Here is a 15,235-nt window from a genome sequence, read left to right on the forward strand (position 1 = left end):
CTTGCCCCTACGCCTTGGGGCGCTTGTCGATCACCCGCTTGGCCTTGCCCATGGAGCGCTCGATGGATTCGGGCGCCAGGACGTTCACCTTGGTGCTGATGCCGATATAGGACTTGATGTGGTGCTGCAGGTCCTTGGCGGCGGCGGCCAGCGCGCTGTCGTCGTAGGGCTGGTCGGCGCGGACCTCGACGTTGACGGTCACCGCGTCCAGATGGCCGTCGCGGGTCACTTCCAGCTGGTAGTGGGGCGCGAGGCGGTAATCCTTGAGGATCAGTTCCTCGATCTGGGTGGGGAACACGTTGACGCCGCGGATGATCAGCATGTCGTCCGAGCGTCCGGTGATCTTGCCCATGCGCCGCATGGACCGCGCCGTGCCCGGCAGCAGTTGGGTGAGGTCGCGGGTGCGGTAGCGGATGATCGGCAGCGCCTCCTTGGTCAGGCTGGTGAACACCAACTCGCCCATGGAGCCGTCGGGCAGTACCTCGCCGGTATGGGGGTCGATGATCTCGGGATAGAAGTGGTCTTCCCACAGGTGCAGGCCGTCCTTGGTCTCGACGCACTCGCAGGCGACGCCGGGGCCGATCACTTCCGACAGGCCGTAGATGTCCACCGCCTCGATGCCCATGCGGGCCTCGATTTCCTCGCGCATGGCGCCGGTCCACGGCTCGGCGCCGAAGATGCCGACCTGCAGCGGGCAGGTCTTGGTGTCGATGCCCTGGCGGTCCATCTCGTCGGCGATGGCCAGCATGTAGCTGGGGGTGACCATGATGAGCTCGGGCTTGAAGTCCATGATCAGCTGGACCTGCTTTTCCGTCTGGCCGCCCGACATGGGGATCACGGTGCAGCCCAGGCGCTCGGCGCCGTAATGGGCGCCCAGGCCGCCGGTGAACAGGCCGTAGCCGTAGGAGATGTGGCACTTGTCCTGCCTGCGCCCGCCGGCGGCGCGGATGGAGCGCGCCATCACCCCGGCCCACATGTCGATGTCGTTCTGGGTATAGCCGACCACGGTGGGCTTGCCGGTGGTGCCGGAGCTGGCGTGGACGCGCACCACGTCATCCATGGGCACCGCGAACATGCCGAAGGGGTAGGTGTCGCGCAGGTCGGACTTGGTGGTGAAGGGGAACTTCGCCAGGTCCTTCAGGTCCTTGAAGTCGTCGGGATGGACGCCCTTCTCCTGGCACTTCTTCCTGTAGTGCTCGACGTTGTTGTAGGCATGGGTCAGCGACCACTTCATGCGTTCGGTCTGCAGCGCCGAAATCTGGTCGCGGCTGGCGATCTCGATGGGGTCGAGCAGTTCCTTGGGCGCGGGGACGCGGCGATGAGCGGACTTGGACATAGGTACCCTCCCGAAACGGCGAGGCCCTCTGATCGGGGCCTTCGCCAGGACAGTTGCAGATTAAACCTTCTCGATGACCATGGCGATGCCCTGGCCGACGCCGATGCACATGGAGGCCAGGGCCCGGCGGCCGCCGGTCTGGACCAGTTGCAGCGCGGCGGTGCCGACGATGCGCGCCCCGGTCATGCCCAGCGGATGGCCGAGCGCGATGGCGCCGCCATTGGGGTTGACGCGGGAATCGTCGTCGGCGAGGCCCAGTTGCCGGGTGCAGGCCAGGGCCTGGGCGGCGAAGGCCTCGTTGAACTCCATGACGTCCAGGTCGGCCATGGTCAGGCCCAGGCGGGCCAGCAGCTTGTTGGTGGCCGGCACCGGGCCGATGCCCATGATGCGCGGCTCGACGCCCGCCGTGGCCATGCCCAGGATGCGGGCGATGGGGGTGAGGCCGTGCGCCTTGGCGGCGACCGGCGAGGCGATCAGCAGGGCCGCCGCGCCGTCGTTGACGCCGGACGCGTTGCCCGCCGTGATGGAGCCGCCGGCCCGGAACGGCGCCTTCAGCTTGGCCAGGGCTTCGATGGTGGTCTCGCGCGGGTGCTCGTCATGGGCCACCACCACCGGATCGCCCTTGCGGGCGGGCAGGCTGACGGGGGAAATCTCCAGGCCGAACCGGCCGTTCTTCTGCGCCGCCGAGGCCTTGGCCTGGGAGCGGGCCGCGAAGGCATCCTGGTCGGCGCGGTCGATCTTGAACTGCTCGGCCACGTTCTCGGCGGTTTCCGGCATGGAATCGGTGCCGAAGGCCTTTTCCATCAGGGTGTTGACGAAGCGCCAGCCGATGGTGGTGTCATAGATGCGGGCGTCGCGGGAAAAGGCGCTGTCGGCCTTGTTCATGACGAAGGGGGCGCGGCTCATGCTCTCCACGCCGCCGGCGATCATCAGTTCCGCCTCGCCGGTCATGATGGCGCGCGCCGCATAGCCCACCGCGTCCATGCCCGAGCCGCACAGGCGGTTCAAGGTGGTGCCGCCGGCGCCGTAGGGCAGGCCGGCCAGCAGCAGCGCCATGCGCGCCACGTTGCGGTTGTCCTCGCCCGCCTGGTTGGCGCAGCCATAGGCCACCTCGTCGAGGCGGCTCCAGTCCACGCCGGCGTTGCGGGCCATCAGCGCCTTGATGGGATGGGCGGCCAGGTCGTCGGTGCGCATGCCGGCCAGCACGCCGGCGTAGCGGCCGATGGGGGTGCGGGTGTAGTCGCAGATCAGCGCTTCGGTCATCTATGGATTTCCTTCGACGATATGGCCTTCGAGGATGCGGCACTGGCCGCGGAATAGGGCGACGACGTCACCGTCCTGGGTGGTGACGGTACAGTCGTAGGTGCCGTTGCGGCCCTTGCGGTGAATTTCCCGGCATTCGGCGGTGAGGCGGTCGCCCTGGCGGCCGGCGGCGGGGTAGGTGATGGTGCACGACAGCGCCACCGCCACCCGGTTATGGGCGTTGCAGGCATAGGCGAAGGCGGTGTCGGCCAGGGTATAGGTGAAGCCGCCGTGGCAGATGCCGACGCCGTTCAGCATGTCCCCGGTCACGATCATGGACAGGCGGGCATAGCCGGGGCGGATCTCGTCCAGCCCGATTCCCAGCAGGCGCGACGCGGTATCGCGTTCGAGGAACGCCGCGCCGACCCGTTCGGCCAGCGCCTGACGCTGAGGTTCCTCGGCAGCCCGATGGGGCATCGTGTTTCACTCCGCAGGGCCCATTGCCCAATTTGGTATCGTAATACCGAATTAACCCCGGCGGCGTCAATCGGCAGATGCGGCGAAGATGTCAAACCAAAGCATGGTTCCATGTCCCCCCTGGGGATACACCAAGGAAGTAGTTTTCCTTGCAACGATTCCAGTCCCGCATTACCGTCAGCCAAAGTCCGCAGAAGGGCATAAGGAAGCATCGACGTGCTTGTTTTCAAAGCCGTTATAAAGAAGGTTCTGGCCATCGTCTTCTCCGGAATGACGATGTCGGAAATCTTCGACCTGTTCCTGCCGACCCGCCAATCGGCCTTCGTGCAGCGCCGGCGTTCGCTCCTCATCCTGTCGCGCGTCCGGCTGGTTGCGGCGACCTTCGCCGTGCTGACGCCGCTGTGGATTCCCGTCGACCTGATCATTTTCGAGACGACGCTGGCCATGTATCTGGCGGCGCTGCGCGTCATGGCCTCCATCGCCTTCGTGCTGCTGGCGCTGTCCTATCGCGGTTCCGACAGCGTGGCGGTGGCCCGCTGGGGGCTGGTGTGGCTGCTGACCATTCCCACGGTGTTCTTCCTGATCAGCCATCCGCTGCTGGCCCAGTTCGCCATCAATGATCCGGCGCAGCAGGTGATCGCCGCCGGCTATGCCTTCCTGCCCTTCGTCATGGTGGCGGGGCTCTCGGTGTTCCCCATCACCGCCCTGGAAGGCGCCCTGCTGGGGCTGCCGCTGGTGGCGGCCTATTTCCTGACCGGGGTGCTGGGCTACCAGCTGCTGCCCTTCGCCTCCCATCTGGGCGCCCAGTGGCTGCTGCTGCTGCTGGCCATGGTGGCCACCCTGTCGGGCATGAGCCAGCTGCACTTCATGAGCCAACTGGTGGACCAGTCGTCCCATGACGGCCTGACGCGGGCCTATAACCGCCGGGTGGGCGAGGAGATGCTGGTCCAGCAATTCGTCACCGCCATGCGGTCCAAGACGCCGTTGTCCCTGGCCTTCGTCGATCTGGACAACTTCAAGTCCATCAACGACAAGTACGGCCACGAGGAGGGCGACAACGCCCTGCGCAACGCCTCGACCTCGCTGCGCAAGGTGCTGCGCCGCGGCGATATCCTGATCCGCTGGGGCGGCGAGGAATTCCTGGCGGTGATGCCCAACACCGATCCGGCGGGGGCCGCCATCGCCATCGCCCGCCTGCGCTCCGCCGGTCTCGGCATGCGTCCCGACGGACGCCCGCTCACCGCCTCCGTCGGGGTGGCCGAGCGGATCGCCGACGGGACCGAAAGCTGGAACGAACTGGTCGAGCGCGCCGACCACCGCATGTATGCCGCCAAGCAATCGGGCAAGGACCGGGTGATCGGCTGCGGCGACGTGCTGCTGGCCGAGACGGCGGCGTCTGTACCGGCCTAGCTCAGTTCGAAGATTGCCTCGATCTCCACCGCCGCATCCAGCGGCAGGCACGGCGCGCCCACGGCGACGCGGGCGTGGCGTCCGGCCTCGCCCAGCACCTCGACCATCAGGTCCGAGGCGCCATTGATCACTTTCGGCTGATCGGTGAAGGACGGCGCGCTGGCCACGAAGGCGGTCAGGCGCACCAGGCGCCGGATGCGCTCGAGGTCGCCGCCGGCGGCGGCGCGGACCTGGGCCAGCAGGTTGATGGCGCACAGCCGGGCCGCCCGGATACCGTCCTCGAGGGCGACGCCGTCGCCCAGCTTGCCGGTCACCGCCAGCTTGCCATTCTCCAGCGGCAACTGGCCGGAGACGAACAGCAGGTTGCCGGTGACCACGAAGGGCACGTAATTGGCCACGGCGGCCGGCGGCGTGGGCAGTTCGATGCCCAACTGCTTCAGGCGTTGGCTGATGGGTCCGCTCATGGTCCGCTCCTGGCTGGTGGTGGGGGAGACAGCCTATCGCCTGCCGGCCGGCCTGTCATCCATGCCTGCGTTGCGGGCATGGGCCCATGCAATCATGGTGATTGTTGCGACGCACCATAGTTCCATATGATTCTTGGTGTCATTCAAGATTGGAACTTCGCCATGTCTCTTTCCCCCACCATTCGGCCCTGCTCTCCCTCCCCGGCTTCCGATGGCCGCAGCCTTCTGGGGCTGGCCGTCGACTTCCTGGACAGCCGGATCGTCGCCCCCCTGGCCGTGCATTTCGAGCGAGCCCGCCTGCGCGAGGAATTGTACGGACTGGATCACCGCGAGTTGAAGGATATCGGCGTCTACGATATCGACAGCTTCGTGGCCGGCTGGAACCCCCGCGCCTGATCAGCGGTCACGGCCCAGCCAGGACTCGATGTCCTGGCGGCTGACGGTCCCGGTGAGCGCCTGGCGCTCGCCCGAGGCCGAGACCAGCATGGTCATGGGCAGTTCGCCCCGCCAGGTGCGGTCGATCTCGAAGCGGAGCTTCTCGACGAAGGAATCGGCGAAGGCCCAGCTTTGCACCTTGTCCAGTCCGGCGCGCTTCAGGGTGCGCTCGGCCTTGGGCCAGTCCTCGGGCGGATCGGTGGAGACCAGGATGAAATCCATGCCGCCGCTCTTGACGGTCTCGCGCCATTGCGGCAGTTCAGCCAGACAAGGTGCGCAGGTCAGCGACCAGAAATGGACGACCAGCGGTCGCCCGGCATGGGCCTCGATCAGGCTTTGCCACGATCCGCGCATGAAGGGACGGGGGTCGGCCGCGGCGGGAAGCGCCGAGACCAGCACCAGCAGCAGTGCCGCGACAATTCGTTTCACCCAATCCTCTCCATGCTCCGCCGGGCCGGCCCGGACCATATTGTTCCAGGTTTGCCGGGGCGTTGACAACGGTCAAGGGCGTGACGTTTCGTCACGGTTGATCACACCGGGGCGGCGTGCTTCAATCCGGGCGCGTTATTGGGGAGACAAGGCCATGCGGTTCGGATCGGCAAGACTCGGCATCATCGCGGCGGGGCTGCTGTGCCTGCTGAGCATGCCGGGACAGGCCCGCGATCTGGTGATCGGGGTCGAGGCCATCGACTATTCCCCGGTCTACGGCGTGCGCGACGGGGTGTTCCGCGGCGCGGCGCGGGAAATTCTCGACGCCTTCGCGGCGGACAAGGGGCACCGGCTGACCTTCCAGCCCCTGCCGGTCAAGCGGCTCTATGCCGAACTGAACCATGGCGGTATCGACCTCAAGTTTCCTGATTCCCCCGATTGGCAGCCCGCCCTGCGGCAGGGTCGGACCACCGCCTTCTCCAAGCCGGTGATCAACTATATCGATGGGACCATCGTCCGCCGCGAAATCCTGTCGGTCGGCCCCGAAGCCATCCATAGCCTGGGGACCATCGCCGGCTTCACCCCCTTCGCCTGGGGCGAACGGCTGCGCTCCGGCTCGGTGGAACTCAAGGAGAATTCCTCGTTCGAGCAATTGCTGCGGCAGGTACAGACCAAGCGTATCGACGGCGCCTATGTCAACGTGGCGGTGGCCCTGAACACCGCCGATACCCTTCCCGGTCTGGCCGGGACCCTGGCTTTCGCCCCCCAGCTGCCCCATGTGGCCGACAGCTACCGGCTGTCCTCGGTCAAGGCCCCGGAACTGATCGCCGAGTTCGACGAGTGGCTGGGCCGCAACGGCAAGCTGGTGGCCGACATCGTCGCCCGCACCGGGGCCGAGAAGGGGGTGCGTTAAGGGACGCGGACTTTCGTCATGAATGATGGAAATTTGATACGACTCGTGGGGCGGCCCTCCATTCCTCCGATGGTAGGATGCCCGGGTGAACCAATGACGGGGAGGGGGGCATGACATTCAGATGGACGGACGTCGGCACCCTGCTGACCCACCTGGATGCCGAGGCCAACGGCGAGTCCGTTGACCGTGATCTGGCCATGGAAGAGGCGCGGCGGCTGATGGCGCTCTACCCGGGAATGGCCGCCATCCTGGCCCCCATCGCCGAACGGCACTCCCGTCAGGCCGCCTGAGGGCGGTTACGGCTCTCTCCCCCTCTCGACCCCAACCCGCCCGGGCTGGGGTCTTTTCTTTTGCCGACCCGGCCAACGAAAATGGGCCGGCCCCTGAGGGCCGGCCCTTCGGTACGCGGACCGAGGAGATTAAGTTCGAGTCCGCGCCGGGGTTGTCTTACGAGCAGCCGGTGGTCCCGCCGCAGGTGTCGCACTTGAGGCAGGTGCCGTTGCGCACCAGGGTGAAGTTGCCGCATTCGGGGCAGGCGTCGCCTTCATAGCCCTTCATGCGCGCGGTGCGGATCTGTTCGGCGCGGGCGTCGAACTCCTGGATCAGGGCCTCGGCGTCCACCGCGATGCTGACCGCCGATTGGGCGGCGGCCGCCAGTTGCATGGCGCCGCCGGAGATGTCGGCGGACATGGAGGTTGGACCCGAGGCCCGCTTCATGAACAGCAGGTTGGACGAGCGCACGTAGCCGCGTGACGCCACCTTCTCGACCACCGCCAGATGCTGGGCGGCGGCGGCGGCGGAAGCCGCTTCCGGCAGCCCTTCCTGAGCGCCGCGACCCACCGTGTCGGGGGTGAGGTCGGCGGGCTCCACATGGGCCAGGTCGTTGCGGCCCAGGTAGGAGATGGCCAGCTCGCGGAAGATGTAGTCCAGGATGGAGGACGACATCTTGATGGTATCGTTGCCTTCCACCATGCCCGACGGCTCGAAGCGGGTGAAGGTGAAGGCCTCGACGAATTCCTCCAGCGGCACGCCGTACTGCAGGCCCACCGAGATGGCGATGGCGAAGTTGTTCATCATGGCCCGGAAGGCGGCGCCTTCCTTGTGCATGTCGATGAAGATCTCGCCCAGCTTGCCGTCCTCGTACTCGCCGGTGTGGAGGTACACCTTGTGGCCGCCGACGATGGCCTTCTGGATGTAGCCCTTGCGGCGGTCGGGCAGCTTGCGCCGCGCCTGCACCTGCTGGATCACCCGTTCGACCATGCGCTCCGCGACGATCTCGGTGCGCGCCGTCATGGAGGCGCCGGCCAGTTCGTCGGCCAGTTCGCCGGCATCCTCCAGCAGGGAGGCCTGCAGCGGCTGGCTGAGCTTGGAGCCGTCGCGGTACAGCGCGTTGGCCTTGATGCCCAGACGCCAGGACAGCATGTAGGCGTTCTTGCAATCCTCGACCGTGGCGTTGTTGGCCATGTTGATGGTCTTGGAGATGGCGCCCGAGATGAAGGGCTGAGCGGCGGCCATCATGCGGATATGGCTGTCCACCGACAGGGAACGCTTGCCGATGCGACCGCACGGCGAGGCGCAGTCGAACACCGCCAGATGCTCTTCCTTGAGGAAGGGCGCGCCTTCCAGGGTCATGGCGCCGGTGACGTAGGTGTTGGCCAGGTCGATCTGCTCGCGGCTAAAGCCCAGCCAGGCCAGCATGTCGAAGGTGTAGTCGTCCAGCTTGTCCTTCGGGATCCCCAGGGTCTCGGTGCAGAATTGCTCGCCCAGGCCGTACTTGTTGAAGACGAATTTGATGTCGAAGGCGCTTTCCAACTGGCCCTCGATCTTCTCGAGCATGGCGTCGTCGAAGCCCTTGGCCTTCAGGCTGTCGTGGTTGACGTGCGGCGCGCCGCGAAGCGAGGCGTGGCCGACCGCGTAGCGGATGATCTCGGCGATATCGGCCGCGTTGTAGCCCAGCGTGCGCAGGGCCTCGGGGACCATGCGGTTGATGATCTTGAAGTAGCCGCCGCCGGCCAGCTTCTTGAACTTCACCAGGGCGAAGTCGGGCTCGATGCCGGTGGTGTCGCAATCCATCACCAGGCCGATGGTGCCGGTGGGGGCGACCACGGTGGACTGGGCGTTGCGGAAGCCGTGCTTCTCGCCCTTGGCCAGCGCCTCGTCCCACGCCTGGCGGGCGGCGGCCAGCAGCGGCGCGTCGGGGCAGTTGGCGGCGTCCAGCGGCACCGGGGTGACCGACAGACCCTCATAGCCGGTGCCCATGCCGTGGGCGGCGCGGCGATGGTTGCGGATCACCCGCATCATGGCGGCGCGGTTCTTCTCGAAGCCCTCGAAGGCGCCCAGTTCCTCGGCCATGTCGGCCGAGGTGGCGTAGGCCTCGCCGGTCATCAGGGCGGTGATGGCGCCGGTGAGCGCCCGGCCCTTGTCGCTGTCATAGGGAATGCCGGCCGCCATCAGCAGGCCGCCCACATTGGCGTAGCCCAGCCCCAGGGTGCGGAACTCGTAGGACAGTTCGGCGATCTTGGGCGAGGGGAACTGGGCCATCAGCACCGAGATTTCCAGCACCATGGTCCACAGCCGGCAGGCGTGGCGGAAGCCCTCGACGTCGAACGAACCGTCGTCGTTGCGGAAGCACAGCAGGTTCAAGGACGCCAGATTGCAGGCGGTGTCGTCCAGGAACATGTACTCCGAGCAGGGATTGGACGCATTGATGCGGCCCGATTCCGGGCAGGTGTGCCACTCGTTGATGGTGGTGTCGAACTGGATGCCCGGATCGGCGCAGGCCCAGGCCGCCTCGCCGATCTGCTCCCACAGGTCGCGGGCCTTGAGGGTCTTGGCGGTCTTGGTGGAGTTGCGGTGCTTCAGCGCCCAATCGCCGTCCTGCAGGACGGAGTTGAGGAAGGCGTTGTCGACGCGTACCGAATTGTTGGAATTCTGGCCGGAAACGGTCAGGTAGGCCTCGGAATCCCAGTCGGTGTCCAGCACCGGGAAGTCGATCTGGGTGTAGCCCTGGCGGGCGAACTGGATGACCCGCTGGATGTAGTTTTCCGGGATCTCCGACTTACGGCCGTCGATGATCGCCTTCTTCAGGCGGGCGTTGACCTTGGGGTCGAAGCGGGCTTCGCCGTCAGCGCCATCCCACTCGCGGCAGGCGGCCATCACCTCGCCCAGGTGGCGGGCGGCGAGGCGCGAGCCGGCCACCAGGGCGGCCACCTTCTGCTCTTCGCGCACCTTCCACGAGATGAAGTTCTCGATGTCGGGGTGGTCCACGTCCACCACCACCATCTTGGCGGCGCGCCGGGTGGTGCCGCCCGACTTGATGGCGCCCGCCGCGCGGTCGCCGATCTTGAGGAAGCTCATCAGGCCCGACGAACGGCCGCCGCCCGACAGCCTCTCGCCCTCGCCGCGCAGCCGGGAGAAATTGGTGCCGGTGCCGGAGCCGTATTTGAACAGGCGGGCCTCGCGCACCCACAGGTCCATGATGCCGCCTTCATTGACCAGATCGTCCTCGATGGACTGGATGAAGCAGGCGTGGGGCTGGGGATGCTCGTAGGCGGACTTGGAGCGGACCAGCTTGCCGGTCTTGAAGTCCACATAGGAATGGCCCTGGCCGGGGCCGTCGATGCCATAGGCCCAATGCAGACCGGTGTTGAACCATTGCGGCGAGTTGGGCGCGCCCATCTGGCGGGCCAGCATGCAGGCCATCTCGTCGCGGAAGGCCTTGGCGTCCTCCTCGGCGTTGAAATAGCCGCCCTTCCAACCCCAATAGGTCCAGGTGCCGGCCAGGCGGTCGAACACCTGCCTGGCGCTCTTCTCGCCGACGATGCGCTCTTTCTCGGGCAGCTTGGCCAGGGCCTCGGCATCGGGCTCGTGGCGGGCCAGCCAGTCGGGGACACCCTTCTCGGCGACGCGCTTCAGTTTGGCGGGGATTCCAGCCTTGCGGAAATACTTCTGGGCCAGGACGTCACAGGCCACCTGCGACCAGTCGGCGGGCACCTCGATGTCGGTGGCGGAGAACACCACCGATCCGTCGGGGTTGCGGATCTCGCTGGACGCCTTGCGGAACTGGATTCCGTCATAAGCGGTTTCGCCGGATTTGGTGTAGTGACGCTGGACGCGCATGATGGCCCCTCTGCTCCGCTTGATCCCTGGACGAACCCGCCGGGGCGGACACAAGGATGGCGGCAGGCGCCCACTTGCGGGCGCGTCTCCCCCCTTCTCCCGTGTCGTCCACAATATCTTGTGGTTTTCCCTCGACAGAGACGCAGCCTATGTCACGGGGCTCGGCTGCGTCAACGATTCTTTACGAAGCATTCACATCATATTGTGTTTGAAATCGACGAAACTTGGCACCGGTAGTGGTGCTCATGGCTCATTTCCGCCGTTTTCGCCCCGACGGGCGGGACGCGTGCAACCCCTCTGGACGGGGAGGGTGCCTTTTGCCTATAGTCCGCCCGACATTTGTTTCGCGAGGATCGAGATGGCGACGCTGGGCACCCTGCTTTTCACCTGGGCCAAGGGCAAGCTGGTTGGAACCGATGCCGAGGGCAACCGCTATTATACCGAGCGCAGCGAGGCCAAGGGCCGGCGCACCAAGCGCTGGGTGGTCTATAACGGCAAGGTCGATGCGTCGCGCGTCGCCCCCGAATGGCACGCCTGGCTGCACTACACCAGCGACAAGCCGCTGACCGACGCGGCCCGCCAGTCCTGGCAGCAGCCGCACCAGCCCAACAAGACCGGCTCGGCCGGGGCGTACCTGCCCCCCGGGCACGATCTGGCCGGCGGCAAGCGCGACCGCGCCACCGGCGATTACGAGGCGTGGCAGCCCTGATCGTTCTGACGGGGGGATGGGGGCATGGTCAGCCGCGTTGATCGCGATACCGTGACAGGCGGCGCCGTCGTGCTGGCGGGAGCCCTGCTGCTGATGCTCGCCTTCGCGGTGGGCGGCAAGGGGAATGAAAGCACCGAGGGCTACCCGCTCCAGGCCCGCTTCAACCGCGCCGACGGCATCAACGTGGGCAGCCCGGTACGCCTGTCGGGCACCGTGGTCGGCCGGGTGGTCGAGCAGGGGCTGGACGAGCGCTACCGCGCCCTGCTGACGCTCAGGCTGCGCAAGGACATCCAACTGACCAGCGACACGGCGGCGGTGATCTACACCGACGGCCTGCTGGGCGCCAAGTTCATCGAACTCAAACCGGGCGGCGACGAGCGGATGCTGAAAGCCGGCGCCGAAATTCTCTATACCCAGGATGCGGTGGTCATCGAGGACCTGCTGGACATGATCATCCAGCAGGGTCGCGCCAAGCGCGGCTATCTCGACAAGCCCTTGCCGTCCACCATCAATTGAGCAGGTAGGCCATGGGACGGAATCTGATCGAAACCATCATGGGTGCCGTGGTTCTGGCGGTGGCGGGCTTCTTCCTGGTCTTCGCCTACAACCACGCCAACCTCAAGAAGATCGAGGGCTACGAGATCACCGCCACCTTCGCCAGCGTCGGCGGCCTGGACACCGGCGCCGATGTCAAGATCAACGGCATCAAGGTCGGCACCGTCGCCTCCCAGTCCCTGGACCCGGTGACCTATGACGCGGTGGTCAAGCTGTCGGTGGCGCACGGCATCGCCCTGCCCAGCGACACGGTGGCCAGCATTTCGTCCGAGGGTCTGCTGGGCGGCAAATTCGTCAAGCTGGCGCCGGGCAAATCGGCTTCCATGATCGCCGCCGGCGGCGCCCTGGGGCCTTCCAAGAACTTCAAGTCCATCGAGGAGATGGTCGGCCAGCTGATCTTCCTGGCCACCTCCGACAATCAGGGGCCGTCGGGTCAGCCGCCGGCCGAGAAGGCGCCCTGATGAAGGGGCTTGCCGCTGCGGCTTTCGGTGCGGCCGTCCTTGCCGCGTCTTCCGTGGCGGCGCAGCCCGCCCAGATGACCGGCACCGACCTGTCCTTCGACACGGCGGTGCTGCAGGGGCTCGACAAGGTCACCGCCCGCGTGGTGACGGTGGAGGCCCCGGTGGGGGCACCGGTGCATGTGGGGGCGCTGGAGATCATCGTGCGCGCCTGCAAGAAGCGCCGCCCCGAGGACCAGCCGGAAAGCGCCGCCTTCCTCGACATCTGGGAATTGCGCAAGGACCAGCCGGCGGCGGCCCTGTTCCGCGGTTGGATGTTCGCCTCCAGCCCGGCGCTGTCGGCCATGGAGCACCCGGTCTACGACATCTGGGTCCTCGACTGCCGGGGCAAGACCCGCTAACCCAGCGCCTCTTCCCAGGAAACAGCGCCGTCGCGCTCGAAGCGGGCTGGTTCGTCCAGGGCGTCGGCCAGGCGCTGCTGGTACTCGGCGCGGGGAATCTCGACGGCGCCGAACTGCTTCAGGTGGTCGGTGACGAACTGGGTATCCAGCAGGCGGAAGCCGCCGTGGCGCAGCCGGGCCACCAGATGGACCAGCGCCACCTTGGAGGCGTCGGTGCGGCGCGAGAACATGCTTTCCCCGAAGAATGCCGACCCCAGGGCCAGGCCGTAGAGCCCGCCCACCAGTTCCCCGTCCTGGCGGACCTCGATGGAATGGGCGAGACCCAGCTCAAACAGTTCGACGAACAGCCGGACGATTTGATCGTTGATCCAGGTCTCGGGGCGGTCGGCGGTGGCCTCGCCGCAGGCGCGCATCACCGCCTCGAAGGCGGTGTCGCAGCGGATCTCGAAGCGGCCCGCCCGCAGGGTCCGCCGCAGGCTTTTCGGGACGTGGAAGGCGTCCAGCGGCAGGATTCCGCGCCGTTCCGGATCGATCCAGTACAGGCGGTTCTCGTCGCGCGACCGGGCCATGGGAAAGATTCCCGAGGCATAGGCGCGCAGCAGCAGGTCCGAGGTCAGCGGGCGCATGCGTCCAGGCTACCCGCAGGCGGTGCTATTTGGGAAGATAGAAGCGGCCGGAGATGCCCACCCGGTTCAGCCGGTACGACCGGTCCAACTCGTCGAACACCTCGTCGGCGAAGTTGATGAAGCGGGGGGGCATGGATTGGGCGCCCTCGGGGTCGTCGGCATGGTGGGCGCGGCGGCTGGTGATCTGCACCACGGCGACCTCGTGGCGGGCCAGCAGGCCGGTGAAGGCATCGGCGGGCAGACGGCCGTTGGTGATCGCCTGGGTGGCGGCATAGGGATCGATCCACATGGGCTTGCCGGCCCTGAGGCACAGCAGCATGGATTCGCACACGGCCGGGCCGGGCACCGTCTTCAGCCAGGCGATGTCGGCGAGGAACAGTCTTTCCCGCTCCTTCAGGTCGCCGGCCATGTCCACCGCGAACCGTCCCAGGGCGATGGGCATGTGGAAGATCAGCCCGGCATGGAGCAGCAGGGCCAGGGCGGCGCCGGCCCGCGGGCCGGCGCCCGGACGGGCGCGCAGCCAGGCCGCCGCCGGACCGGCGCCCATGGCGCAGGCGATCATGGCGTCGAAGAAGATGTTGGTATCGACGCCCGCCCCACCCGAAAAGCCCATGGCCAGAACGAGGCTCAGGGCGAGATAGGCGCCGACCTTGGTGGCGATGCGCCCGTCGCGGCCCAGCAGGAAATAGAGGCCGGTCACCGCGATGGGGGCCTGCAGCAGGTCCAGCATCTCGGTGCTGAGGATGATGCCGCGCGCCGGGTCGTATTGGCGCGACGCCAGCAGGTTGCGGAAGAAGTCGGTGCCGAACCTGGCGTCGATCACCGCCAGCGCCAGGGCGGCGAGGCCCAGGCCCGTACCGAGATAAAGGACGCGCTCGCGGTTGCCGCCCCGCCAGAGCAGGTGAAGCGTGGTGACCAGCGGCAGGGCCAGGACGTTGTGCTTGCACAGCAGCCCCGCCGCGAACAGCAGGGCGACCAGGGGCAGGCGGGCGGCCCCGCCCCGGCGGTCGACATAGAGGGCGAAGCCGGCGCACAGGAAACCCTGGGCCAGCAATTGCGGGTCGTTGACCCCCACGTAATCGGCGGCGAAACCCGACAGCATGCCCAGCGCCGCCGAACCGGACAGCACCGCGTCCAGGCGCCGGGCTCCGGCGGCGCGGGCCACCAGGGCGGCGGACAGCGCGATGACGGCGACCGCCAGCAACGACAGCACCCGCCCGGCCAGCACCATGTCGCCGGTCAGGGTTCCCAGCATCCCCACCAGATAGAAGGAGAGCGGCGGGTAGTTGTTGACGAACATCGGGGTGTCGGCCGAATACAGCGACAGGCCGGCCATGGCCCGCATCTGCTGATAGGCGTTCCAGCCCTCGTTGTAGTCGATTTCCAGAACGGTGCCGAGGCGCAGGACCGGATAGGCGAACAGACAGAGCGCCAGGAGGGCCAGCCCGGCGACGGTCAGCGTGTAGGCGTCGGTTCTGTTCACGGCCCCTCTCGGCTGTCACTCAGGCAATGCGGGGGTTTAGCAATAAATCCGCCGGCGATCATCTGCTATTTCCCGGACGGGCGTCCTGGCTGCCGGGATTGATATGCCTTTAGAGGTATGTTCCCCATAAGGTGATTTCCGTATCTGGTTGATACTGTAAAACTCGTCCGGTCGAACC

The 15,235-nt window shown here is 66.9% G+C and carries 16 protein-coding genes; 8 read left to right on the forward strand and 8 right to left on the reverse strand.

The window, feature by feature from the left end; translation table 11 throughout:
* Window positions 1-7: 7 nt before the first annotated feature.
* Genes paaK through paaI form a run of 3 tightly spaced genes read right to left on the reverse strand, consistent with a single transcriptional unit; the run spans window position 8 to window position 3,055 of the window.
* Entirely contained in the window at window positions 8-1,336 is a 1,329-nt protein-coding gene (gene paaK, locus H261_RS20455; RefSeq protein WP_008621426.1) for a phenylacetate--CoA ligase PaaK, read from the reverse strand.
* Window positions 1,337-1,396: 60 nt separating this feature from the next.
* A complete protein-coding gene (pcaF, locus tag H261_RS20460; RefSeq protein WP_008621427.1) occupies window positions 1,397-2,599 on the reverse strand; it encodes a 3-oxoadipyl-CoA thiolase in 1,203 nt (400 codons plus the stop codon).
* Complete coding sequence (gene paaI, locus H261_RS20465) at window positions 2,600-3,055, reverse strand: hydroxyphenylacetyl-CoA thioesterase PaaI (protein ID WP_008621428.1); 456 nt, start codon at window positions 3,053-3,055, stop codon at window positions 2,600-2,602.
* A gap of 216 nt (window positions 3,056-3,271) precedes the next feature.
* Here paaI and H261_RS20470 point away from each other — a divergent pair, with 216 nt between their 5' ends.
* Window positions 3,272-4,465, forward strand: a complete 1,194-nt coding sequence (locus H261_RS20470) for a GGDEF domain-containing protein (protein WP_008621429.1) — start codon at window positions 3,272-3,274, stop codon at window positions 4,463-4,465.
* On the opposite strand, the gene H261_RS20475 is transcribed toward H261_RS20470, so the two are convergent.
* A complete protein-coding gene (locus tag H261_RS20475; protein ID WP_008621430.1) occupies window positions 4,462-4,929 on the reverse strand; it encodes a RidA family protein in 468 nt (155 codons plus the stop codon). The two genes, H261_RS20470 and H261_RS20475, sit on opposite strands and share 4 nt — an antisense overlap.
* 162 nt (window positions 4,930-5,091) lie before the next feature.
* Between H261_RS20475 and H261_RS20480 the strand changes: the two genes are divergently transcribed.
* A complete protein-coding gene (locus tag H261_RS20480) occupies window positions 5,092-5,325 on the forward strand; it encodes a DUF1127 domain-containing protein (RefSeq protein WP_008621431.1) in 234 nt (77 codons plus the stop codon).
* Here H261_RS20480 and H261_RS20485 read toward each other — a convergent pair whose 3' ends face one another.
* On the reverse strand, window positions 5,326-5,793 hold the full coding sequence (locus H261_RS20485; RefSeq protein WP_040477041.1) for a TlpA family protein disulfide reductase: 468 nt from the start codon (window positions 5,791-5,793) through the stop codon (window positions 5,326-5,328). It abuts the gene before it with no gap.
* A gap of 154 nt (window positions 5,794-5,947) precedes the next feature.
* Here H261_RS20485 and H261_RS20490 point away from each other — a divergent pair, with 154 nt between their 5' ends.
* Both H261_RS20490 and H261_RS20495 read left to right on the forward strand, forming a co-directional pair.
* On the forward strand, window positions 5,948-6,706 hold the full coding sequence (locus tag H261_RS20490; RefSeq protein WP_008621433.1) for a substrate-binding periplasmic protein: 759 nt from the start codon (window positions 5,948-5,950) through the stop codon (window positions 6,704-6,706).
* Window positions 6,707-6,816: 110 nt separating this feature from the next.
* A complete protein-coding gene (locus tag H261_RS20495) occupies window positions 6,817-6,996 on the forward strand; it encodes a hypothetical protein (protein WP_008621435.1) in 180 nt (59 codons plus the stop codon).
* Between the two features lie 157 nt (window positions 6,997-7,153).
* On the opposite strand, the gene H261_RS20500 is transcribed toward H261_RS20495, so the two are convergent.
* Entirely contained in the window at window positions 7,154-10,825 is a 3,672-nt protein-coding gene (locus tag H261_RS20500) for a vitamin B12-dependent ribonucleotide reductase (protein ID WP_008621436.1), read from the reverse strand.
* A 358-nt stretch (window positions 10,826-11,183) separates the two neighbouring features.
* On the opposite strand from H261_RS20500, the gene H261_RS20505 reads away from it, so the two are divergent.
* From H261_RS20505 to H261_RS20520, 4 genes are read left to right on the forward strand one after another with little or no spacing between them, the layout of a single operon-like run.
* Window positions 11,184-11,534: an NADH:ubiquinone oxidoreductase subunit NDUFA12 gene (locus H261_RS20505; RefSeq protein ID WP_008621437.1), complete on the forward strand. Its 351-nt coding sequence runs from the start codon at window positions 11,184-11,186 to the stop codon at window positions 11,532-11,534.
* A 24-nt stretch (window positions 11,535-11,558) separates the two neighbouring features.
* Complete coding sequence (locus H261_RS20510) at window positions 11,559-12,050, forward strand: MlaD family protein (protein ID WP_008621438.1); 492 nt, start codon at window positions 11,559-11,561, stop codon at window positions 12,048-12,050.
* A gap of 11 nt (window positions 12,051-12,061) precedes the next feature.
* Window positions 12,062-12,550 carry an outer membrane lipid asymmetry maintenance protein MlaD gene (mlaD, locus tag H261_RS20515; RefSeq protein ID WP_008621440.1) on the forward strand — a complete coding sequence of 163 codons (489 nt, stop codon included), beginning with the start codon at window positions 12,062-12,064 and terminating at the stop codon, window positions 12,548-12,550.
* Window positions 12,550-12,948 carry a DUF2155 domain-containing protein gene (locus tag H261_RS20520; protein ID WP_008621442.1) on the forward strand — a complete coding sequence of 133 codons (399 nt, stop codon included), beginning with the start codon at window positions 12,550-12,552 and terminating at the stop codon, window positions 12,946-12,948. The genes mlaD and H261_RS20520 overlap by 1 nt, the downstream gene beginning before the upstream one ends.
* On the opposite strand, the gene aat is transcribed toward H261_RS20520, so the two are convergent.
* Both aat and H261_RS20530 read right to left on the reverse strand, forming a co-directional pair.
* Entirely contained in the window at window positions 12,945-13,574 is a 630-nt protein-coding gene (aat, locus tag H261_RS20525; RefSeq protein ID WP_008621444.1) for a leucyl/phenylalanyl-tRNA--protein transferase, read from the reverse strand. The genes H261_RS20520 and aat overlap by 4 nt on opposite strands.
* Window positions 13,575-13,599: 25 nt before the next feature.
* The gene (locus H261_RS20530; protein ID WP_008621446.1) at window positions 13,600-15,057 is read right to left on the reverse strand and encodes a hypothetical protein; all 1,458 of its coding nucleotides are present in this window, start codon (window positions 15,055-15,057) and stop codon (window positions 13,600-13,602) included.
* Between the last annotated feature and the right edge of the window lie 178 nt (window positions 15,058-15,235).

This window comes from Paramagnetospirillum caucaseum (genome assembly GCF_000342045.1).
Classification (GTDB): Bacteria; Pseudomonadota; Alphaproteobacteria; order Rhodospirillales; family Magnetospirillaceae; genus Phaeospirillum; species Phaeospirillum caucaseum.